The following is a 22,645-nucleotide window of genomic DNA, read 5'->3' as shown; positions in this document are numbered from 1 at the left end:
TTGACAAGCATATTAAACGGGTTATCTTATTTCAAAGTGGGCAATGGCAATCAATACATTTTTGTCTGACGAAGCGTGATACGGATAGCTTCTTGAAATGCGCAATCAAACCTAGGTACCTGGTCAAAAATTACGGTGTCAGTTGGGAGTTATTACAAAGTCTTAAAAATGCGTTGCAATATTATAATATTTAACAATAAATTTTAAATATGTAACCGTAAAAAAACATCATAATTTGTGCAAACGTTTGCATAATTTTTACTTAACATTGACTTATTTCAGGTAAAAATCAGCGCTTTACGGCCAAATTTCAATAAAAAAGCCACTCTTAGCCAGTGAAGGCAGAGTGGCTTTCCGATTTGAAAGTGCCTAGTTAATTACGTATTTCTTTCAATCAAAATACGATTCATGTCATACTGCACCTGCAGTTAAGCGCTTTGCTGTATTGGATCAAACAAGATCAACCGTACGCCCGGTACGTACCGACTCGTCACATGCGAAGGCAATGGAGAGGCTCATGACGGCGTCCTGCAAATGGTCTGTGAGATCCACATCTTCTCTGATTGCTTTCAGGAAGTAGCGCTGCTCGCGGTTACATAGTTCCTGGTGGTCCGGCTCGTCTTCCAGATTGATCCAGGTATCTTCTTGAACAAACTCATCCTGATCGTTCAAGTCCGCGTGGTGTACCCTAATCGACTCTGTCTTGGTATGTGCTTCCACCGACGATGATTTTCCGCTGCCGCCAGCATCTTTTGCTACGATGGAGGCAGAACCTTTTGGTCCGATCACATCTTTTACAAAAAATGCCGTTTCGCTGATCATAGGTCCCCAGCCTGCTTCATACCAGCCAACGGAACCATCTTCAAACCAGATCTGCAGCTGGCCATAATTGTAATTTCCTGCAGGGATGTCCTCCGTCATCCGCGCTCCGATCGCATTCACCCGAAGCGGTTTCGAACGTGTCATCTGGCACATCACATCAATGTAATGCACGCCGCAATCTACAATCGGGCTGAGGCTCTTCATCAGGTTGCGGTGTACGCCCCACATATATCCGTGGCTTTGCTGGTTGAGGTTCATGCGCATCACTAGCGGCTTACCCAGTCCCTGTGCCTCGGTAACAAAGCGTTCCCACGAAGGGTGGACTCGTAAAATATAACCTACAACCACTTTTTTGCCTGCTTTTATGGCAGCATCCACAACGCGCTTCGCACCTTCGACGGTATCGGCCAGCGGTTTTTCGATGAATACGTGTGCGCCGCTTTCCAATGCTTTAACGGCAAATTCCTCGTGGGTGTCGGGATAGGTAGAAATACAGACTGCATCCGGCTTTGTCTCGGCCAATGCAGTGTCGTAGTCACTGAAAAGGGCATATCCACCTCCCAGTTTTTCATTCAAAACTTCCTTGCTTTTTCCGGTGGACACGATCCCGCAGATTTCAAAACCGTCCAAAAGCTGATATGCAAATGCATGGGAAGCGCCCATGTTGCCGCAACCGACCACCAATACCCGAATCGGGCTTTCATTTTCAAAAGATGACATAGTAATTAGATAATGTTAAAGGTTCCGGGTTAGCAGGAACAGATTGCGTAAGTAACAAAGCCCCGCCTTGTTTGTGTTTCAAAAATAGGGATTTTAATCTGTTTTGGCAGACATCCGTTTTTCAGTAAAAAAAATATTCGATCGGTGACAAATATTTTTTGAAATTAAAAATAACAATGCGATAATGCAGTAATTCTTACCCCTCATCTATACATTTCATGACTTCCTTTCTCTCTCAATGCAGGCAACTGCGCATTGTATTAAAGCCCATTGTCGCCTTTGTCATCGTCAGTTTATCCGCGTTTGATGCGATCTCACAAGAAGATTTTCACCCCAAACTGGGCATGATAGACCGTGCCTCCCTTGAACTGACGGCCTACCCGGGCGACAGTACAGCTGATGCAGTTTACCTATACGACTATGGGAACGTGAAATTCATTTATGACGACCTGAAAGGTCTCGTTATGCAAGCCGATATGTGGGTCAGGATCAAAATTCTGAAAGAATCCGCATTGGACAGGGCGTCCGTGGGCCTTTCGTATTACGAAGGCAGTAATTACAAAGAACAGGAATGGATCGACGATCTGAAAGGTTTTACTTATAACCTTGAAAACGGTCAGATCGTGACGACCGAACTGGACAAAAAGTCGATTAAAAGGGAGAAATCCACGGACTCCTACACTACCACCAAGTTCAACCTGCCCAACGTAAAAAAAGGTTCGGTAATCGAATACTCGTACTCCATGATGTCGCCCATGGCGGTTAGGATCAAACCCAGTACCTGGAACTTTCAGGGTCGGGTTCCTTTCAAATGGAGCGAGTACAGAATAACGATACCTTTTTTTCTGGACTATAAAATGACCATGGGAGGTTATTTGCCCCTGTATATCAATCAACAGGAGGGTGAAAATGTCAGGGTTGGTCATAGCAAATATGATGGTGCCGGCATCTCGTACCGGTTTGTCGTGAAAGATGCCCCCGCGTTTGTGAATGAACCTTACATCACAACCGAAAAGGATTATTTGTCCAAAATCAACTTCGAGCTTGCCAGTATCACAATTCCAGGTGAATTGACTAAAAACTTTTCACAAACCTGGGAGAATGTGGAGCGGACGTTGACGGAGGCGAGCTGGTTTGGGGCGGAGCTGAGAAGAAGCGGATATTTGAAGGAGAAGAAAGAAGAAATCGCCAAAAAGACGACAGATCCGCTGGAGAGGATGAATTTGGCCTATTCGTTTGTTCAGCAGTATATCAAATGGGACGGTTATGCCGGATTGCGCTCCTCGGACGGTGCCAAGAAAGCATTTGACAATAAAAAGGGAAACGCATCCGACATTAACCTGGTGCTGACCGTACTACTCCGGGAGCTCGACTTGGATTGTAATCCGGTACTGATAAGTACCAGATCGCATGGTTATGTTTTTCAGGAAATCCCGATGATTGAAAACTTCAATTACATCATTAGTCATGTTAAGATCGGGGACCAGGAATATCTGCTCGACGCCACCCAGCCGTATGCAAAGCCGGGCCTACTTCCTGAGCATGCTTTAAATGGCCATGGAAGGCTGATACCCAAAAAAGGGAATGGACGGTTTATTGAGATTACGCCAAAGGACCTGAAAAGTAAATTGGAAATGGTCAATGCGACCATTAATCCTGAAGAAGGTACAATGAAAGGCAATTATGGGATTTCCTATGGAGGTTACGAAGCATTGCGCTGGCGAGAAAAATACAGTGGAGAACCCGAAGATGTTTTCCATGAAGACCTTAAAAAGCGGATTCCTGAATGGCAAATTCAAAATATTCAGGTTAAGAATAAATCAGAGGACCTGAAGGGTTCGGTAACGGTCAGCTGTGATTTTGAAGCAGAAGACGAGAATGCTTCCCCCGGTGTTTTTTATTTTAATCCCATGCTGGCCGGCAGATGGGAAACCAACCCTCTGAAGTCCAAAGAAAGAATTTATCCGCTCGACCTGACCGCCGGTATCATGAATTCCTTTATCGGGACTTTCACGCTGCCGGAGGGGTATGCTCTGGAAGAGATGCCTAAATCAGAAATATTGACGCTTCCGGACAAGGCAGGAAGGTTTACTTATCAGGTCAGACAGACAGGCAATGTAATCCAGGTGAACAGCGTCGTCCATGTGAGTAAGGTCAGGTTTGATACCGAAGAATATCACGATTTGAAAGAGTTTTTCGAAAGGGTGGTCCAGAAACATGCGCAGCCATTGGTGATCAAAAAACAATCCAAGTAAAACACATCCACGATGCGAAGGATATCAGGAATATGTACAGCCCTTGTTTTTGTCCCCCTTTTTGTTTTTAGCCAGGCCGAATTCAGCGTGAGCAAAATAAGTCCGTCACTTCTGGACAAAGCCGATGCGGTGGTCCGCCTGGATGAAATGAACTGGGAAATCATTTCGAAAAGCGAAGGGCGCCTCAGGAACCGTTCTGTTGTTACTATTTTAAATGAAAGAGGCGAGGCGGAATATGGTGGATTGCGGGTGGGCTACGATAAATTTACCAAGATCATAGACATTAGCGGTAGCCTCTACGACGCCGATGGCAAGCTGGTGAAGAAGTTGAAAAATTCGGAAATAGAGGATTATGGCTATGGCACCGCCGGGGACAATATTTCGGATGCACGGGTAAAGCTGGCCAGCTTTGGCAAAAAGAGTTACGATTATCCCTATACCATTGAATACATGTATGAGACGAGGGAAAAGAACATGATGTTTTATCCCAGATGGGCGCCTGTCGCCAACCCGAATTCCGCGGTTGAGAAAGCGGTTTACAAAATCAAGGCGCCTGCGGGATTTAAATTCAGGTACAGGGAATACAATGGGAGCCCGTCTGTCGCCAAATCGGCTGATGCGACTGGCTCGGATATTTACCAGTGGACAATCGAAAATAACAAAGTACCTGATAGGATCGATTTTTTTCCGCTGCCTATTTTCGACCGTACCCCAATGGTAATGGCCGCTCCAGCCGAGTTTGAAATACAGGAATATCAGGGGAATTTCAACAGCTGGGAAGACCTGAGCAAGTTTTATTATACGTTGAACGCGGGCCGCGACGTACTCCCGCCGACGGCAATTGCTGAAATTAAAACGGTTATCAAAGACGCAAAATCGGATCGTGCGAAGATCGACGCGATCTATAAATGGATGCAGGGTAAATCTCGCTATGTGAGTATCCAGCTCGGTATCGGCGGCTGGCAGACCATTGACGCGATGACGGTAGCCAATAAAGGTTATGGCGACTGCAAGGCGCTCACCAACTTTACGCTGGCTGCACTGCGATCTGCTGGCATTACTTGTCATGCCGCCTTGATCCGGGCGGGTGAAGAAGAACAAATAAGGGCAGATTTTCCCAGCAGTCAGTTCAATCACGTGATCGCCTGTGCCATTGTTGCAAAGGATACAGTTTGGCTGGAGTGTACAAGTCAGACATCCCTGCCTAACTTTATGGGTACTTTCACAGGCGGGCGGCCAGCTTTGCTGGTTATGCCGACTGGCGGGAGACTGGTGCAAACACCGGATTACAAAAGCAATCATAATACCAGAACAAGCCACGCAAACGTCAACCTGGAAGAAAGCGGTGACGGGAAAATTGAAGTTCAGGTGAGATACGCCGGTCTTCAGCAGGAATCGAGAAGGGAAGTTATGCACAGCGCCACCAGGGATGAGCAGAAAAAATGGCTCATGAATCATATCAACCTGCCCAGCCTCGATCTGCAGCGTTTTGAACTGACGGAAGAAAAAGGACAGGAGCCGTGCATCAGGGAAAGCCTCACCATGAACGTCCGCAACTGCGCCACTAAAACCGGCAGCCGGTTATTTGTAAAACCAAGTCTGCTGAGTCGGCCGTTTGAGTTACCGACTTCTTCCGAGCGAGCCACCGATTTTTATCTGCCGCTTTCGGAATACAATTTTACCGATTTGGACACGATGTTCTATCAGGTTCCCGAACATTACAAACTGGAAACTACCCTTCCCGCATTTCAGATAAGTTCGGCATTTGGAAGCTATGAATTGAATACAACCCTGGACAACAACCGACTTATTTGTTCGAGGAAGGTGGTTATCAATGGCGGACGCTACCAGGCGAAGGAATTTTCAGCATGGGTTGATTTCCTGAAGAAAGTCAGAAAAGCAGATCGTACACAAGTAGTATTTGTCGCCGGTAAGCCTTAACCCCAGTTTTCATCTAGGTTAAAATCGGTAAAATATTGATTAAAAGATGCGAATAGCAGCACCGATCATTGTTTTACCTTTGATATAAATTCAAATAAGCAAGTGATATGAACAAAGAATCCTGGTACGGCATTTTCCCTGCGCTGGTTACACCTTTCAAAGCAGATGACACAATTGATTTCGAGTTGTTTGGTAAAAATCTTCAGGCTCAGATCGAGGCCGGGATCACCGGTGCGATCGTGGCGGGATCTCTCGGAGAGGCAAGTACGCTTACCAGGGCCGAAAAAATGGAGCTGGTGAAATATGCCAAAACCATTGTACCGGAAAATATGCCCGTAGTTGTATGTATCGCTGAGCAGGCTACTGCCGAAGCAGTGAGTATGGCGAAGGAAGCTGAAAGTGTAGGTGCAAACGGTTTGATGGTACTGCCTCCGATGCGCTATAAGGCTGATGACCGGGAGACTGTCGCTTATTTCAGGACGATCGCGCAGAGTACTTCTTTACCATTAATGATCTATAATAACCCGGTAGATTATAAAATCGAGGTAACCCTGGAGATGTTCGAGGAGCTTGCCGAAGAGCCGAACATTCACGCGATCAAAGAATCGACCCGCGACGTCAGCAATGTGACCCGCCTTTTCAACCATTTCGGAGACCGTTTCCGGATCTTCTGCGGCGTGGATACGTTGATCATGGAGGAAGTAATGTTGGGTGCCGACGGGGTTGTAGGCGGACTGGTGGATGCATTTCCAAAGGAAACCGTCGCGATTTTTAATCTGGTAAAAGCCGGCATGTATAAAGAAGCGCTGGCGATCTACCGCTGGTACCTGCCGTTGCTAGAACTGGACATTCATCCTAAGCTGGTTCAGAATATCAAGCTGGCGGCTGCCAAGATGGGCATCGGGTCGGAGTATGTGCGTGCGCCACGTTTGGTACTGGAAGGTGCCGAGAGAGAGAAAGTTTTAGCTGTTATCGACAAAGCAATCGAAACACAGCCTACATTGCCTGACTATTTGAATTTAACAGCAGATTCGTATTTAGCATAAACGATGGGAATTTTCCAGGAGCAGCTAGAAGTTACATTGCAAAAAGCACAGGAAGCTTTTGTTACAATAAATAAATATCCGGTTTCAAGACGCGTAGCTTTAATGCGCGCCATCGCCGAAGAAATCGAAGCCCTCGGTCCGGAGCTGATCGAGACAGCCAAGAGAGAATCCAACCTGCCGGAGGCCAGACTGACGGGAGAAAAGGGTAGGACGATTTTTCAGTGGAGGAGCTACGCTGAGGCTGTCGAAAAGGGATATTCCCTGGACGCCAGCATTGATACTGCAAACCCGGATCGCATTCCGCCGAAGCCGGATATTCGTAAAACCAATGTAGCATTGGGACCAGTAGCGGTTTTCGGTGCGAGCAATTTTCCTTTCGCATTCTCGACGGCCGGCGGAGATACCGCCAGTGCCATTGCGGCGGGTTGTCCGGTGGTAGTGAAAGCGCATCCAGGCCACCCGGAAACTTCCCAAATGATGGCCGACGCGATCAGCCGGGGCGTAGCAAAAAGCGGTTTTCCGGAAGGAACATTTGCACATTTATTTTGTGAAACCAATGAAGAAGCACAGGCGCTGGTAAGTCATCCGGTGATCAAGGCAGTAGGATTTACAGGTTCTAATCGTGGCGGGCTGGCTTTGGTAGACATTGCCAGTAAACGCCCCGAGCCGATCCCGGTTTTTGCCGAAATGGGCAGCATTAACCCGGTTTTTCTTTTACCCGAAAAATTAAGTACCTCCGCAGCAGAACTAGCCAAACAATATACAGCCTCTCTGACATTGGGTGTGGGCCAGTTTTGTACCAATCCCGGATTACTGATCAGCGAAGAAGGTGCGGCCCTGGATGAATTTACGGAAGCACTGGAAGCAGAGATTCTGAAAGCATTACCTGCTTATATGCTCAATACGGGCATTGCAAAAGGATATTGGAGCAACCGTGAAAAGGTGATTTCACAATCCGGTGTTACCATTCTGGCCAATGCAACCGCCGAGGCCGAAGAAGGCCAGGGTACCGCTACGGTCGCGACGGTTTCGGGTATTGATTTTCTGATCAATGATGATTTACAAACAGAAGTTTTCGGACCTTTTGCATTGATCGTGAAATGTAAGGATGCTGGTGAAATACTGGCGGTAACTTCCAAATTACATGGTCAGCTGACTGCCACATTGCTGGCAACTACCGGCGATATCGCAGCCTATCCTGAACTGATCGCCACGATTCAGAACAAATGCGGACGGATCATTTTCAATAATTTCCCGACCGGCGTGGAGGTTTGTAAATCCATGCACCACGGCGGACCATTTCCTTCGTCGAGCAACAGTCAGTATACCTCAGTCGGGCCTGACGCGATCAAACGTTTCACCAGACCATTGAGCTTCCAGAACTGGCCGGACGAATTTTTGCCGGAAGAATTGCAGAATGCCAATCCACTGGGAATCTGGCGGAATGTTAATAACGAAGTTACAAAAGGAGCTATTTAGCTTATAGCGATTAGCCTTTGGGATGATGGAAGAGTAAGGAAGGGAAGAACAAAGCCCCAGCGGGGCGACAAATATCATAACTCCGGATTTCAATCCGGAGAGATAGCCAACAGCTAAATAAAACATGCGTAAAACCTTTTTTTGTATAGACGCCCATACTTGCGGCAACCCGGTGCGCGTCGTCGCTGGCGGGGGACCTTTGCTGGATGGAAACAGCATGATGGAGCGCCGGCTGCATTTTTTGAGAGAATTTGACTGGATCCGCAAAGGCTTAATGTTCGAGCCGCGCGGGCATGATATGATGAGCGGAAGCATTCTGTACCCGCCCGTCGATCCGGCGAATGATATCGGCGTGCTTTACATTGAAACCAGCGGCTGTCTGCCCATGTGTGGTCACGGCACGATCGGTACTGTTACCATTGCGATCCAGGAAGGACTGGTAACTCCCAAAATTCCCGGAAAGCTGTGGCTGGAAACGCCTGCGGGGCTGGTTTTGGTTGAATATAAACAGGAAGGCAAGCGGGTAACCTCTGTCAAGCTGGTCAACATTAAATCTTTCCTGGCCGCCGAAAACCTGACTGTGGAATGTCCTGATCTGGGCACATTAAAGATCGACGTTTCCTACGGAGGTAACTTCTACGGGATCATTGATCCGCAGGAGAATTTCAAAGGTCTGGAAAACTACTCCGCCGATCAGCTTATCAGTTGGTCGCGGGTGCTGCGTAAGCGCATGAATGAGCAGTACAAATTTGTCCATCCCGAAAATGAACATATCAATGGCCTCAGCCACATTCTCTGGGCCGGAGCAGTTTTAGACGAAACATCTACCGCCAGAAATGCCGTTTTCTACGGAGATAAGGCTATCGACCGCTCTCCCTGCGGCACCGGTACTTCTGCAAGAATGGCCCAATGGCACGCAAAAGGCAAGCTGAAAAAAGGTGACCAGTTTATCCACGAGAGCATTATCGGTTCCAAATTCATCGGGACGGTAGAGGATGAAGTGACAATCGGAGAAAAGCCGGCCATCATTCCCGGCATCGAAGGCTGGGCCGTGGTGACGGGTTATAACAATATTTTTATCGACGACGAAGAAGATCCGTATGCGTATGGATTTCAGGTTATTTAAAACAAAATGAGCGCTACAAAAGGAAAGGCGGTTATCATCGGTGGAGGAATTATGGGTTTGGCTTCGGCTTATTACCTGCTGAAAAGTGGCTGGAAGGTGACGCTTTTGGACAAGGGTGATCTGTCGGACAACTGTTCGCATGGCAATGCCGGGATGATCGTACCAAGCCATTTTATTCCTTTGGCGGCGCCTGGAATGGTTTCGAAGGGGATCAAATGGATGTTCAACAGCCGCAGCCCTTTTTATGTAAAACCTTCCCTCGATTTTTCCCTGATTTCCTGGGGACTGAAATTTATTAAAAGCGCCACCCCGGCAGCCGTCGAACGCGCCGCGCCACATTTGCGCGACTATCACTTGCTGAGCAAGCAGCTGTACGAGGACATTGCCAAAGAAGAAGGATTCGATTTCGGTCTTGAAAAGAAAGGCATTTTAATGCTCTACAAAACCGAAAAAGCCGGTGAAGAAGAGATACACGTCGGAAAAGACGCACAAAAACTGGGACTGGATGTCGAAATGCTTTCCCGGGAGCAAGTCCAGGCCATCGAGCCGGGCGTGCAGCTGGATGTAGCTGGCGCGGTACATTACCATTGCGACGCCCATTTGTACCCGACCGCATTATTCAACCAGCTTCTGAAAAGTATCAAAGAAAAAGGTGCCGAAGTAATCACAAATGCGGAAGTAACGGGCTACGACATTCAGAATTCGGAAGTGAAATCCGTCAGGACTTCCAAAGGAAATATAGAAGGCGATATTGTGATTATGACCGGCGGCTCCTGGCTGCCGCAGCTCGCAAAGCTGGCCGGACTTTCTATTCCCGTCATGCCGGGAAAAGGTTATTCCTTCATGGAGCCGAACGCCACACATCCGATCGTGCATCCTGCATTATTGATCGAGGCAAGAGTGGCGGTGACGCCAATGAATGGCCAGGTACGCTTTGGCGGGACGATGGAGCTGGCACCTTTGAACAACAAGATCAATATGAACCGCGTGGAAGGTATCGTAAATGCCATCCCGCAATATTATCCCGAATTGAATGTGGCTTTGCCTGCCAAGGAAGAGATCTGGTACGGTTTCCGCCCCTGCTCGCCGGACGGGCTGCCCTATTTGGGTTATTCTAAAAAATTGAAAAACCTGATCGTAGCAGGCGGACATGGCATGATGGGAATCAGCCTGGGGCCAGCGACCGGCAAGGTAGTGGCGGAACTGGCAGACAGGTCTGAGACAGCCCTCGACATCAGTCTATACAATCCGGAAAGATACGACTGACATTTATTGGTGTCGATATTCGTGCAAATTCACGGTCCGCCGCTGCGGTGTATTCATGGCTTAAAAAAACATAGATGCGACACCATTACAAAATTCTCGTCCTAACATTACTGCTTGCCGGCAGCACATTTGCCCAAACCCCAAAATCAAAATTCAACCTCTACGAACAAACCAGCGAAGTGGCAGGCCTGGTGATCCAGTATACCCAGGACATTCGCGCCGTTGAATCCTTCTATGCCCCGCAACTCGTCAGAGGCAGAGGTTTTGCATCCCCGCAACCCGCCCTCAATTCCCCCGAGCAGCGCAAAAGGTTGAATGAAATCGACAAAAGTTATCTCGATAAACTCTCAAAAGTCGATTTCAACGCCATGAGCATCTACGGAAAAGTCGACTACATTTTGTTAAAACGAAATATCGACGACCACGTACTGACATTAGCCAACGAAGAAAAGGAATACACGCAAATCAGCAAATACATCCCGTTCGCAGATAAAATTTACGACCTCGAAAAAAGCCGCCGCCGCGGAAATAATGTGGACGGAGAAAAGGTGGCCAGCGAGCTGAATGCACTTTTGAAAGTCGTCAAGGAATCAGCCGAAAACCTCAAAAAAGTAGAATCCATCGACATGCCGCTGGCCAACCGTGGCGAGGAAGCAGTTACCGGCATCGAAATCCGCCTGAAAGCGACTTACGAATTTTATAACGGCTACGATCCCCTGTTTTCCTGGTGGGTACCCAAGCCGTATCAAACCTTAGACAGCGCCCTGATCGCCTACGCCAAAGCCATCAAAGCCAAAGGAAAACTCAATACCACCCAAAAAGAAGACAAAAGCGGCATCAAAGGCACCCCCATCGGCCGCGACGAGCTGATCCGGCAACTGGGCGTGGAAATGATCAGCTATACCCCCGAAGAACTGATCGACCTGGCGAACAAGGAATTTGCCTGGTGCGATAAGGAATTATTGAAAGCCAGCCAGGAAATGGGCTTCGGTACCGACTGGAAAAAGGCCCAGGAGAAGGTAAAAAACAGCTACGTCCCAGCCGGTCAGCAATCGCAACTGATCATGAAGCTGTACAATGATGCCAAAGAATTTATCACCAAAAATAACCTGTACGATTACCCCGAAATCGCAGACGAAACCTGGGGAATGCAAATGATGTCGCCTGAACGCCAGCTTGTTAATCCGTTCTTCCTCGGTGGTCGCGACATTATCATTTCCTATCCGACCAACACCATGGCGCACGAGGATAAGCTGATGAGCATGCGCGGCAACAACCCCTATTTCTCGCGATCGACGGTTCACCACGAGCTGGTTCCCGGCCACCATTTGCAATACTACATGCGCAGCCGCTACAAACCCTACCGCGACGAGTTCGGCACGCCGTTCTGGACGGAAGGCTGGGCATTATACTGGGAATTATTGCTTTACGAAAAAGGCTTCGCCAAAACGCCCGAGGAAAGAATAGGAATGCTATTCTGGCGGATGCACCGCTGCGCGAGGATCATCTTCTCATTGAATTATCATTTAGGCAAATGGACACCGCAGGAATGTATCGACTTCCTGGTCGACCGGGTAGGTCACGAGCGGGCCAATGCCGAAGGCGAAGTGCGGCGATCATTCCAGGGAAATTACGGCCCGCTCTATCAGATCGCCTATCTGATCGGAGGTTTGCAAATTTTTAGCCTGAAAAAAGAACTGGTCGAAAGCGGCAAAATGACCTACCAGCAGTTCCACGAAGCCGTGATGCGGGAGAACAATATGCCCATCGAAATGGTCAGGGCGACACTCACGAACCAGCCTCTAAATGCCGATTTTAAAACCAAATGGAAGTTTTATAGTTTCAAATAATATCGTAGCTTACATTTCCGTAAAAACCGCCGAACCAATCCTAACCTGATATGTCACTCGAAAGTACTGTTGAAACATCTGAAAAAACTTCGTTCAAACCCTCGCTCGGGCTGGTGGATGCCACCATGCTGGTGGCCGGCAGTATGATCGGTTCCGGGATTTTTATCGTGAGCGCCGACATTACGCGCAACACCGGCAGCGTCGGCTGGCTGATGTTTGTGTGGCTGATCACAGGCTTTATGACATTGACCGCCGCGCTCAGCTACGGCGAATTAAGCGCCATGTTCCCGAAAGCGGGCGGCCAGTATGTGTATCTCAAAGAAGCCTACAACCCGTTGATAGGCTTTCTTTATGGGTGGAGTTTTTTTACGGTGATCCAAACTGCCACGATCGCAGCCGTCGCGGTGGCTTTTGCGAAGTTTACCGCCTACCTGCTGCCGATGTTCAGCGAGGATCTGGTGGCGATCAATCTGGGTTTTCTCAAAATATCCCCGGCGCAGCTGCTCTCGCTCGTGCTCATTGTACTGCTGACGTTTATCAATACACGTGGTGTCAATGGCGGGAAAGTCATCCAAACCACATTCACTCTGACCAAGTTGCTGAGCCTTCTTGGTTTGATTGTTTTCGGGCTGATCTTCATGAAACCCGAAATATGGGCCGCCAACTGGGATTCGGCCACGATGTGGGACCTGCATAAATTAAGCATCGACGGCAGTGTCGAGTCCTACACGACCATTGCAGCATTTGGCGCTATCGCCGCTTCCATGGTGGGCTCGATATTCAGCAGCGACTCCTGGAATAATGTAACTTTTATAGCGGGAGAAATAAAGAATCCTCAGCGTAACATTGGGTTAAGTCTTGCATTAGGGACGATCATTGTGACGGTGATTTACGTGATGACGAATGTCATGTACACAGGAGTTTTGTCTCTTCAGGAAATCGCTTCATCAGATAAGGACAGAGTTGCGGTAACTGCGTCGCAGGTTATTTTTGGCAGCTCCGGAACAATTATTATCGCGATAATGATCATGATTTCCACGTTTGGCTGTAACAACGGGCTTATTATGTCGGGAGCACGGGTGTATTATTCCATGGCCAAAGACGGAATGTTCTTCAAAGAGACGGCGACCCTTAACAAAAACTCGGTGCCTGAATTCGGCTTGTGGATACAATGTGTCGTGGCTTGTTTGTGGAGCCTGAGCGGGAAGTATGGGAACCTGCTGGATATGATCTCCTTCGTGGTGGTAGTGTTTTATATGTTGACCATTATCGGAATATTCATATTGAGAAAAAAAATGCCGGATGCACCTAGACCTTACAAAGCATTCGGTTATCCTGTACTGCCGATCATTTACATTCTGATGGGCGTGGCCTTTTGTGTGTTATTGATTATTTACAAACCCGAATATACCTGGCCGGGATTGATCATTGTACTGCTCGGAATTCCGGTCTATTATATGATCGGCAAAAAAGAAATTACAACCATTGACATAACATAACTCCTATGAAATCAACACTTTACTCACTACTGCTGTTTTGCCCGGGCATTTTGTTCGCGCAGGACATAGACCAGGCTGCGCTCGCGAAGATCCGCAAGGAAGGACTTGAAAATTCAAAGGTCAAGGAGATCGCGCATCATTTGACGGATGTTTCCGGGCCAAGGCTGACTAATTCGCCTGGCTTTCAGAGGGCTGCGGAATGGTCGGTAGGTGAGTTGAAAAAGTGGGGGTTAAAAAATGCGGCTATCCAGGAGTGGGGCGAATTTGGCAAAGGCTGGCAGGTCGATAAAAGCTATCTGGCAATGACCAAGCCCTATTATATGCCGCTGATCGGTATTCCGAAAGCCTGGACTTCCGGTACTTCGGGGCCTATCTCCGGTGAAGTAGCGGTGGTTGATATTCAGAATGAAGAAGATTTAAAGAAATACGCAGACGGCAAGCTGGGTGGAAAAATAGTACTGACCAAAGGCACCGCTGATACCGATCCAAGTTTCACGGCCGACGCCAAACGCTACACGGCCGAGGAACTCGATAAAATGGCGGATTCTGCACCATTCGGTCAAGGTAATTTTACTGCCGAGCAAATGGAGCGGATTCGGGTAATGCGCTCGTTCCGGACCAAAGTCGACAGCACTTTAAAAACACAGAAAATCAAGCTCGAACTGGCTGGCCGTAACGGAAAAGAGGGAACATTCTTCACGAGCAACGGTGCATCTTACCGAGGCGATTCGCCCGTGGCAGGCCCGGCTTTTGAGATTGCACCGGAGCACGCAGGATTGATCGCGCGTCTGGTTGAAAGCGGCATTCCCGTCACATTGGAAGCGGAATCTGCGACTACTTTTTATGATAAAAAACTGACAACGGGCAATGTGATCGCAGAAATCCCAGGCAGCGATCCCAAGCTGAAAGATGAGATAGTCATGCTCGGCGGCCACCTGGATTCATGGCATAGCGCTACAGGCGCGACTGACAATGCTGCTGGCTGTACGGTCATGCTGGAAGCGATCAGAATTTTGCAAACGGCTGGTTTGAAACCCAAAAGAACGATCCGCATTGCATTGTGGTCTGGCGAAGAGCAGGGCTTGCACGGTTCAAGGAACTATGTCAAAAATACCTTTGGCGACCCGCAGACGATGAAATTGCTTCCTGCACACGAAAAACTGTCGGCTTATTATAACATTGACAATGGTACCGGCCGCATCCGTGGAATTTATTTGCAAGGCAACGAAGGCCCCCGCCCGATCTTCGAAAAATGGCTTGCCTCGTTCTCCGACATTATCGACCACCCGACGATCACTTCCCGAAACACCGGCGGCACTGATCACCAGAGCTTCGACGCGCTGGGGTTACCCGGCTTCCAGTTTATCCAGGACGGCATCGAATACGGAACCCGCACGCACCACACCAATATGGACACCTTCGAAAGATTGGTGATGGATGATTTGAAACAGATGGCGACTGTTGTGGCGGCTTTTGTTTATAACACCGCACAAATGGACCAGAAAATCCCGCGGAAAGAATTGCCAAAACCGCGTCCAGCCAACAGCGTCGGCCGGTAGTCATTTTCTGGAATAATGATGAAATGCTTAACCATTTGCTTTGCATTTCTGGCCGGGATGTCCTTTGCCAAAGAGCCGCTGAAATACACGGTTTCAATGGACGATCCGGCCAGTCACACCTTTCACGTAAACCTGGAATATAAGCCCGAAAAGTCGGACAGCCTGCTGCTGAAAATGCCGGACTGGACGCCTGGATATTACCAGCTGATGGACTACGCTGCTAATGTTCAGAACTTTACACCCAAAGATGAAAAAGGAAATGCACTGACATGGACGCGCGCGGGCAGGACCGGCTGGACCATCGCGATCAAAGGGATTAAGCAGATTTCCCTGGATTACGATGTGAAAACGACCAGGCAGTTCGTCGCCACGAGTTATCTTGACGAGGGGCATGGTTACATTATTCCCGCTGCAACATTTCTCTATGTTTCCGGTAAAATTGACTTGCCCGCTGAGGTAATCGTAAAACCATTTAAGGATTGGAACCGGGTAGCAACCGGCCTGGATTCAGTCAAAAAAGAGCAATTTACCTACGTCGCGCCCGACTTCGACATTCTTTATGATAGCCCGATCCTGGTAGGTAACCTGGAAGAACTGCCGCCATTTTTTGTCAAAGGTATTCCGCATCGCTTCATTGGCTACAAGCTGGGGGATTTTGACAAGGTTAAATTAATGGCCAACATTCAAAAGATCGTCGAAAAAGCCTCCGCACTGATCGGCGACATTCCTTACAAACATTACACATTCATTGGAATCGGCCCCGGCCAGGGCGGTATCGAGCATTTGAATTCAACCACAATCAGTTTCAGCGGCGACCTCCTCAATTCCCGTGGCTGGGACGGTATGTTAGGATTTATCACCCACGAATATTTTCATCATTATAATGTCAAAAGAATCCGCCCGATCGAGCTGGGGCCATTTGACTATGACAATGGCAGCAAAACCAATTTGCTGTGGGTATCCGAAGGCTTAACCGTTTATTACGAGCCAATTATCCTGAAAGAAGCAGGCCTGTACACGACCGAAAAGATGTTCGATTTCTTCAAAAGACAAATCTCCAATGTCGAAAATAAACCCGGCCGACTTTACCAGACATTAGCCCAGGCCAGCGCCGAAACCTGGGCCGATGGCCCCTTCGGCCGCACCGGCGATGCCGTCAATAAAACCATCTCAGTATATCAAAAAGGCCCAATCGTAGGTCTCCTTTTCGATTTCGCGATCCGCCACGAAACCCAGAACAAAAAATCATTGGACGATGTAATGCGGAAGCTTTACAATGATTTTTATATCAAGAAAAAGCGCGGCTTTTCAGAAAATGAATTGAGAGAAACGATTACGGAAGTGGCTGGAAACCCGTTGGAAGAACTATTCAGCTACATCTACACCACCGCCGAGCCCGATTATAAAAAGTATTTTGGATACGCCGGATTAGACATTGATACCGCACCGAAAGAGGTTTCGGAGACGAAAGATGGTGTTACTACGACCAAAATGGAAAAGCCATTTACGATCACGCCGATGGAGAATGCGGATGCCTTGCAGAGGGCAGTTTTTGAGGGATGGAGTCGGGGAGGGAAGTAATTAATCTACCAGTGTGAGCGTGTCGTTCGACATACTTCCTATTTAAAGTTGCGAATGGCAGCTTCCGTAATAAGAAGATCCGCTTTCTTATCGGTCTTTCGGTAAAACTCAATCAGAATGGAAGTATCAATCATTAAGACTTTGTTCGCCATTGATTGATAGATTTCCGGTTGTTATCTATCGTGTTGAGTTGTTTTTTGGTGGCGGTAGGACCATTTAAAAGTAAAGCTTCCAGATCAATGTTTGCTTTTTTTTGGTCGCTTTCATTTTCAACCTCATTCTTAAGCTGCTTCCACTGACTCCTTGGAAGAGTCTTCGCGGCTTCGACTAGCTTGTCAAATGATATGTTGACTTTAGATGGCATGCATCAAATTTAGGAATTTATGTCGATTGTCTAGCTACGCACTCACTGGTTTGTCAAAGCCTCCGGCAACATCTTCAAAAACCGCAGCGCATTACCATAATCCAGAAAATCATATTCAAGACCAAGCTTTCTAATGTTCTGGTAGTAAGCATAGTGCTGGTCATAATACAGTTTTTCGGATTGGACATACCAGGCTTTTTCTCCCAGCTTTTGACCCAAAAACCATTTTTCCAACAACCGCGCAGTCCTGCCGTTTCCGTCTTCAAACGGGTGGATTTTGACGAAAACCAGGTGGATCATTGAGGCGAAGAACATTGTTTCTGCGAAGGAGAGATCAATTTCCAGCAGCATTTTCAAATCCTGAAAAAAACTGGACATTTCGCTGGCAACCTTGTCAGGCGAGGCAGCAACATATTCCATCCTTCCATCTTTGGTTAAGACAAACATATTGCCGGTCCTGTATCTTCCCTGTCCTGACGGTTGCAGGATATGTTTCGTAAGCAGCGCATGCGCTTCCAAAACCGTCTTCTCATTCAAAGAATGTAGCTGAGCGAGAAGATAGGTTTCATATAAATCATCAATCTTCTTCGTATAATCCGGCAAATATTTTACACCGAATCTCCTGTGCTTAATGTATGAATCCAGCTCAATTTGTTCGCCCTCAATTCTTGAAGAAAAAACGGCTGAAACAGAATTGTAAAAGCTGAATGTCTCCAGACTTAATTCGCTATCCGTCAGACTATCAAACCTTAGCTGAACCTGATTGTCAAAATCGGCCAGGTAAGTCTGTAAAAGTTCGGTTGGAATAATCTGAAGATCGATCATTTTCATCGCAACGCCTCCACCTCGTCCACTTCCTTCGGTAAATGCTTCCCAAGCACGCGGTTGCCATCTTCCGTAATCACGATATCATCCTCAATCCTAATACCCGTGAAATCACGCAGCATTTCCAGTTTGTTGTAATCTACAAATTGCGAAAGTTTATTTTCAGCTTTCCAGCGATCAATCAATGTTGGGATTAAGTATAAGCCTGGCTCGATAGTGACCACAAAACCCGGTTCTAATGCACGTCCCAATCGCAGCGATTTCCAGCCGAATGTGGTTCCTTTTTTCAGGTCGTCGGTGTAACCTACATATTGCTCGCCCAGGTTTTCCATGTCATGCACGTCCATGCCCATCATGTGACCGAGGCCGCATTGGAAGAATAGGGTATGCACGTCGTTTGCCACAGCTTCGGCAGGATCGCCGGTTACGACGCCCAATGATTTTAAACCTTCCAATAATTTCGTTGCCGCCAGCGTATGGACGTCTTTATATAAAATACCGGGTTTGCAAGCATCAATGGCCGATTTCTGTGCATTCAGCACGATCTCGTACATTTCTCTTTGCAATGTTGTAAACTTCTTACCGGTTGGAATCGTGCGGGTTAAGTCGCCGCAGTAGCGCATGGCCGTTTCTGCTCCTGCGTCGCAGAGGCTCATTTGTCCGTCTTGCATAGCGAGGTCACGAGCGTGGGTGTGCAGGATTTCGCCGTTTACCGTCATGATCACCGGGTACGAAATGTCGCCGCCTTGACTGATCGCGATGCTTTGCAGCTTTCCTGCCAAACCTTTTTCAGTCATACCAGGGCGGGTATTGCGCATGAATTCCAGGTGCATATCTACCGAGGTATTCACGGCTTTTTCGATCTCCGCGATTTCTTCCTCTGATTTGTAGGAACGCATCGAAACGACGGACTTGATCAATGTGACAGAAGCCTTTTGCCCGGCTTCGGCAGGCGAAATGCCCAGCCACTCCTGTAACTGCAGGTAATGTTCGCCGCGATAGGGCGGCAGGTAATGTATGGTTTGTTTTTTAGCTAAGACACCTTTCAAATAACCGTCAATCGCGGACAAAGGCTTTACCTGCGTCACGCCAACTTTCGCTGCTTTATCCACCAGCGATTCCTTCGGTCCTGTCCAGACAATGTCATCGATCGTCAGCTCATTCCCGAAAATCACTTCCTGGTCATTGTCGATATCCATCACCGCATGAATCGACGCCACATCCAAACCGAAATAATACAGAAACGTGCTGTCCTGGCGAAACGGGTAGACATTATCCCGGTAATTCATCCCGGATTCTTCATTCCCGATCAAAAGGATGACGCCGCTGCCGACTTTCTGCTTTAATATTTGTCTCCGCTGTATGTAGGTTTCTTTTGAAAACATGCTTTCTGCTATTCGTTTGTTCAACAATCACCCAAATTAGGTCAAAAAAACTTGCCCGCAAACATCAAAGTTCGCGGGCAGGGTTACATTACCTAACTTAACAGGACAACAACCAGTATCCCGGATTTTGTTTCAAATTGGTTGTTTTTGCCCAGCTCGTTCGGCGGGATCGGGAACAAGGCGCGCTGGGCCGTCTGCGGACGGCGGTTAAACCATTTTTTAGTCTCATACACCGCGTGATGTCGACCTCATTGACGTCACGCGAATGCACAATGACATTATCCTGCGCTACTTTTCTCCTGGCAACGGATGTAACCCGAGTGAAAAACTCAAGTTAGAGGCACTTTACAGTACTGAAATTATTAAGATGTTGTTGAGGGATCTTTCGGAGTTTGGGAAGCAGGGGTAGGGAAATGCGAAAAGGACGCAGCGAGCGTCTTTTTTTTAGCAAAATATTATGATAGCAAAGTCAGGCAATGATCTTTCTTGACGGCTGCTGAGTCTTTGAATATGCCGTTTTGTGGCTTTTGTTCAGCTTTTGTTTTTTGAAATGTTCGCTTAAAGCTTTTTCCTCTGCTTCGGTTAGTGGCTTTTCTCCTCCAATAAAATCGACGTCTAATTCATGTTTTTGCGTTTCCATATTATTGATTTCGGAAATATTGATTTACTAGTTTTAAAGCTGAATTGGTTTCAATAACCATCATTCTACCGCCAAAGTGAAAAGCGCCTAATGTCTTTTCGTAATGTTCAATGAGCTGCGTTTTGGAAACAAATGATACGTTCCCTTCGTGCCCCAACTCGAAAGAAAGCTTACAGGCAAATGCAACCAGATTGCCCGCAACACCAGCATACACTTTCGATTCGCCTTTATTGAGAGGAGCATTCTCAACCAAATGCATGTAAACGTGGTCAGATTTGATCTCTAAACTGATCAATCCCTGAATGGTCGGATTTCCTTTGATTGTCAGTTTGTAAATGTCTCGCCCGGGTTGCAGCAATTCGTACTTCCAATTAAACAGCCAGCCGTTGCTCTTAGTAACAATTTTGATATCTGCTCGTTGAAGAAAACTTATTTCAGTGTTAAAACTTTCACCGGTACTTACGTCCCGGATACTATTGGTTAATTCATCTATTATAAAATCCGATCCTGTTTTTTTCGCCATGGATTAATTGCTTTCCGGTTCTCTTCAATGATGTTGAGTTCTTCATTTGATGCGACAGGACCGTTAAGTAGCAGTATTTCCAGATTAGAAATAGGGCGTGTTATTTTTTGTGCTTTTCCTTTTTCTGCATAGTTCAAATTTAATGATTTCTTGGCTACGACCAATTGCTACGCCACGTACTTCACCTCATCTCCAAAAGAACCGTCAGCAACCCTCTCCCCGGCACCTTCACTCCATCCCGCCAATCTTTACCCTTCCCAAACTTCATATTTACATCCTTCTCCCCGGTAGTCACGTAACTCTGAAACTCATTCTTCACTCTAAAATCAGCCAAATCCAGCTTCAAAACCCGCTCTGCGGAAGTATAATTGATCGCTACTAAAACAAGTTGCTTTTCACTAGTGTAAGCAGTTACCATCACATCCTCGGCGATCTGCTCGGGAGTCAACTTATCATTGCGACCAACATTAAGCCGATGCATTCCAGGTCTGATAAATCTGCTGTAATGCCCTAGCGCCCATAGATTTTTAGTGGCGGTTACCGCCCCGTCGGTGTATTCTTTGTTGGCGGGGTTGAGGGCGATGAGGTAGTAGCGGGTGTCGAAATCGGGGCTGCCGGGTTCCCAGCTGTTCCAGAGTTGCCAGGCGGCGGCGTTTCCGTAGACGAGGTCGTCGTGGATGACTTTGGAGAGGAACAGGGCGCAATCGATGGCGGGGATTTTGCCGGTTTTGCCTTCACGGTAACCGTCGGCGAGCATGGAATATTCGGTTTGCCAGAATTCTACGCCGTATTTTCGGGTGGTGTCTGCTACCTGCTTTCTGATGGCAATGCGGGCGCTGTCGCCTTTGTCGGTGAAGTAGCTGTGGCCACCGATGAGATTGGGGACGTGTTTGAGGTTGCAGAGTTGCAGCGGACTGCCTTTTTGGAAGAAATGCTGTGTTTGATTGGCCGCGCCGCCTGTTTTTCCATACAAATAATCCAGCTGTCCTGCTTCTGTGATCAATATTTTTGAAGTTGAACCGGTTTTGGTCAAGGTACTATCCAATGCGCGGACAACTTTGGCGATATCCTCATTGCGCCACGGACTTCCCTCCTGCGAACCCTTGCCATAAGGATGCGACCAATCCCATTGCGGCTCATTAACTGGACTGATGTAGTTGAAATGCAGGCCTTCTTTATCAAAATGCTGCAAAACCGTCGCCAGAAACTGCACATAATCCCCATATTTATCCGGTTTCAAATTCGCCTGGTAATCCTTTTCCGTTTTGTAACCCAAACCATTTTTGTTGAATTGGACCGGTGGTGTATTGGAAAAAGCGATCAGGTTTTCGACGCCATATTCTTTTGCTTTTTTGGTAAACCAGAGGTAGCCCGATTGTTTTGTCCAATCATAGGTTCCGTCAGGTTTCAGGAAGCATTCTACGCGTTTACGGAAATCCACGATGCCGCTGCTGTCGCCCTGCTCGGCTGAGCCGCCGCCGATGTTGAAACGCCAGGCGGATAGGCCAATGCCTTTTGGATTTCCCTTTGCGTCCAGTTCTTTACTGAAAAGCCATTCTGCCAATTGTTCCCGTTTTTCGAATGGCCAGTTTTTGCCAATACCTTCGGAAAACCATGCTCCGGCGGCACCGAAATTGTCAATGCGTTGGGCTTTGTCATTTGCATTGATTTTGATAATCAGCTCTCTGGGTTTTTGAGCGATTGCCAGATTGGAAATTGATAGGACAAAACAGAAAAGTAAAAGCTTGCGCATATTTGAAATTT

The 22,645-nt window shown here is 47.5% G+C and carries 17 protein-coding genes; 10 read left to right on the top strand and 7 right to left on the bottom strand.

Annotated elements, in window-relative coordinates:
- Positions 1 to 450 precede the first annotated feature (450 nt).
- Positions 451 to 1,542, bottom strand: a complete 1,092-nt coding sequence (locus AC1XUF_RS14465; RefSeq protein WP_483342508.1) for a Gfo/Idh/MocA family protein — start codon at positions 1,540 to 1,542, stop codon at positions 451 to 453.
- A 218-nt stretch (positions 1,543 to 1,760) separates the two neighbouring features.
- Between AC1XUF_RS14465 and AC1XUF_RS14460 the strand changes: the two genes are divergently transcribed.
- The 10 genes from AC1XUF_RS14460 (at position 1,761) to AC1XUF_RS14415 (ending at position 17,144) form a co-directional block, all read left to right on the top strand.
- A complete protein-coding gene (locus AC1XUF_RS14460) occupies positions 1,761 to 3,797 on the top strand; it encodes a DUF3857 domain-containing protein (protein WP_483342507.1) in 2,037 nt (678 codons plus the stop codon).
- A 12-nt stretch (positions 3,798 to 3,809) separates the two neighbouring features.
- A complete protein-coding gene (locus AC1XUF_RS14455) occupies positions 3,810 to 5,738 on the top strand; it encodes a DUF3857 domain-containing protein (protein WP_483342506.1) in 1,929 nt (642 codons plus the stop codon).
- A 107-nt stretch (positions 5,739 to 5,845) separates the two neighbouring features.
- Positions 5,846 to 6,784, top strand: a complete 939-nt coding sequence (locus tag AC1XUF_RS14450) for a dihydrodipicolinate synthase family protein (protein ID WP_483342505.1) — start codon at positions 5,846 to 5,848, stop codon at positions 6,782 to 6,784.
- 3 nt (positions 6,785 to 6,787) lie between these two features.
- Complete coding sequence (locus AC1XUF_RS14445) at positions 6,788 to 8,263, top strand: aldehyde dehydrogenase (NADP(+)) (RefSeq protein WP_483342504.1); 1,476 nt, start codon at positions 6,788 to 6,790, stop codon at positions 8,261 to 8,263.
- A 124-nt stretch (positions 8,264 to 8,387) separates the two neighbouring features.
- Positions 8,388 to 9,389, top strand: a complete 1,002-nt coding sequence (locus AC1XUF_RS14440) for a 4-hydroxyproline epimerase (protein ID WP_483342503.1) — start codon at positions 8,388 to 8,390, stop codon at positions 9,387 to 9,389.
- 6 nt (positions 9,390 to 9,395) lie between these two features.
- On the top strand, positions 9,396 to 10,655 hold the full coding sequence (locus AC1XUF_RS14435) for an NAD(P)/FAD-dependent oxidoreductase (RefSeq protein ID WP_483342502.1): 1,260 nt from the start codon (positions 9,396 to 9,398) through the stop codon (positions 10,653 to 10,655).
- A 74-nt stretch (positions 10,656 to 10,729) separates the two neighbouring features.
- Complete coding sequence (locus AC1XUF_RS14430; RefSeq protein WP_483342501.1) at positions 10,730 to 12,505, top strand: DUF885 family protein; 1,776 nt, start codon at positions 10,730 to 10,732, stop codon at positions 12,503 to 12,505.
- Positions 12,506 to 12,555: 50 nt separating this feature from the next.
- Positions 12,556 to 14,004 (top strand): APC family permease, encoded by a 1,449-nt coding sequence (locus tag AC1XUF_RS14425; protein ID WP_483342500.1) that lies wholly within the window; start codon positions 12,556 to 12,558, stop codon positions 14,002 to 14,004.
- A 5-nt stretch (positions 14,005 to 14,009) separates the two neighbouring features.
- The gene (locus AC1XUF_RS14420) at positions 14,010 to 15,563 is read left to right on the top strand and encodes a M20/M25/M40 family metallo-hydrolase (protein WP_483342499.1); all 1,554 of its coding nucleotides are present in this window, start codon (positions 14,010 to 14,012) and stop codon (positions 15,561 to 15,563) included.
- A gap of 15 nt (positions 15,564 to 15,578) precedes the next feature.
- The gene (locus AC1XUF_RS14415; protein WP_483342498.1) at positions 15,579 to 17,144 is read left to right on the top strand and encodes a M61 family metallopeptidase; all 1,566 of its coding nucleotides are present in this window, start codon (positions 15,579 to 15,581) and stop codon (positions 17,142 to 17,144) included.
- 133 nt (positions 17,145 to 17,277) lie between these two features.
- Here AC1XUF_RS14415 and AC1XUF_RS14410 read toward each other — a convergent pair whose 3' ends face one another.
- The 6 genes from AC1XUF_RS14410 to AC1XUF_RS14385 form a co-directional block, all read right to left on the bottom strand.
- Positions 17,278 to 17,508, bottom strand: a complete 231-nt coding sequence (locus AC1XUF_RS14410; RefSeq protein WP_483342497.1) for a hypothetical protein — start codon at positions 17,506 to 17,508, stop codon at positions 17,278 to 17,280.
- A gap of 42 nt (positions 17,509 to 17,550) precedes the next feature.
- Positions 17,551 to 18,333, bottom strand: coding sequence for a Fic family protein (locus AC1XUF_RS14405; RefSeq protein ID WP_483342496.1), 783 nt, complete (start codon positions 18,331 to 18,333; stop codon positions 17,551 to 17,553).
- Between the two features lie 2 nt (positions 18,334 to 18,335).
- Positions 18,336 to 19,718, bottom strand: coding sequence for an aminopeptidase P family protein (locus tag AC1XUF_RS14400; RefSeq protein ID WP_483342495.1), 1,383 nt, complete (start codon positions 19,716 to 19,718; stop codon positions 18,336 to 18,338).
- Between the two features lie 469 nt (positions 19,719 to 20,187).
- The gene (locus tag AC1XUF_RS14395) at positions 20,188 to 20,358 is read right to left on the bottom strand and encodes a hypothetical protein (RefSeq protein ID WP_483342494.1); all 171 of its coding nucleotides are present in this window, start codon (positions 20,356 to 20,358) and stop codon (positions 20,188 to 20,190) included.
- A 1-nt stretch (position 20,359) separates the two neighbouring features.
- A complete protein-coding gene (locus AC1XUF_RS14390) occupies positions 20,360 to 20,881 on the bottom strand; it encodes a hypothetical protein (protein ID WP_483342493.1) in 522 nt (173 codons plus the stop codon).
- Between the two features lie 181 nt (positions 20,882 to 21,062).
- Positions 21,063 to 22,634, bottom strand: a complete 1,572-nt coding sequence (locus AC1XUF_RS14385; RefSeq protein WP_483342492.1) for a glycoside hydrolase — start codon at positions 22,632 to 22,634, stop codon at positions 21,063 to 21,065.
- Between the last annotated feature and the right edge of the window lie 11 nt (positions 22,635 to 22,645).

It is taken from the genome of Dyadobacter sp. HNCC25DJ185, assembly GCF_056895195.1.
The sequence above is the reverse complement of the archived record's forward strand: the minus strand, read 5'-3'. Positions and strand labels throughout refer to the sequence as shown.

Coding starts and splice junctions, on each gene's coding strand:
- AC1XUF_RS14415 (WP_483342498.1), top strand. CDS start 15,579: ATGATGAAATGCTTAACCATTTGCTTTGCATTTCTGGCCGGGATGTCC.
- AC1XUF_RS14420 (WP_483342499.1), top strand. CDS start 14,010: ATGAAATCAACACTTTACTCACTACTGCTGTTTTGCCCGGGCATTTTG.
- AC1XUF_RS14460 (WP_483342507.1), top strand. CDS start 1,761: ATGACTTCCTTTCTCTCTCAATGCAGGCAACTGCGCATTGTATTAAAG.
- AC1XUF_RS14395 (WP_483342494.1), bottom strand. CDS start 20,358: ATGGAAACGCAAAAACATGAATTAGACGTCGATTTTATTGGAGGAGAA.
- AC1XUF_RS14410 (WP_483342497.1), bottom strand. CDS start 17,508: ATGCCATCTAAAGTCAACATATCATTTGACAAGCTAGTCGAAGCCGCG.
- AC1XUF_RS14445 (WP_483342504.1), top strand. CDS start 6,788: ATGGGAATTTTCCAGGAGCAGCTAGAAGTTACATTGCAAAAAGCACAG.
- AC1XUF_RS14405 (WP_483342496.1), bottom strand. CDS start 18,333: ATGATCGATCTTCAGATTATTCCAACCGAACTTTTACAGACTTACCTG.
- AC1XUF_RS14450 (WP_483342505.1), top strand. CDS start 5,846: ATGAACAAAGAATCCTGGTACGGCATTTTCCCTGCGCTGGTTACACCT.
- AC1XUF_RS14385 (WP_483342492.1), bottom strand. CDS start 22,634: ATGCGCAAGCTTTTACTTTTCTGTTTTGTCCTATCAATTTCCAATCTG.
- AC1XUF_RS14440 (WP_483342503.1), top strand. CDS start 8,388: ATGCGTAAAACCTTTTTTTGTATAGACGCCCATACTTGCGGCAACCCG.
- AC1XUF_RS14455 (WP_483342506.1), top strand. CDS start 3,810: ATGCGAAGGATATCAGGAATATGTACAGCCCTTGTTTTTGTCCCCCTT.
- AC1XUF_RS14435 (WP_483342502.1), top strand. CDS start 9,396: ATGAGCGCTACAAAAGGAAAGGCGGTTATCATCGGTGGAGGAATTATG.
- AC1XUF_RS14465 (WP_483342508.1), bottom strand. CDS start 1,542: ATGTCATCTTTTGAAAATGAAAGCCCGATTCGGGTATTGGTGGTCGGT.
- AC1XUF_RS14430 (WP_483342501.1), top strand. CDS start 10,730: ATGCGACACCATTACAAAATTCTCGTCCTAACATTACTGCTTGCCGGC.
- AC1XUF_RS14425 (WP_483342500.1), top strand. CDS start 12,556: ATGTCACTCGAAAGTACTGTTGAAACATCTGAAAAAACTTCGTTCAAA.
- AC1XUF_RS14400 (WP_483342495.1), bottom strand. CDS start 19,718: ATGTTTTCAAAAGAAACCTACATACAGCGGAGACAAATATTAAAGCAG.
- AC1XUF_RS14390 (WP_483342493.1), bottom strand. CDS start 20,881: ATGGCGAAAAAAACAGGATCGGATTTTATAATAGATGAATTAACCAAT.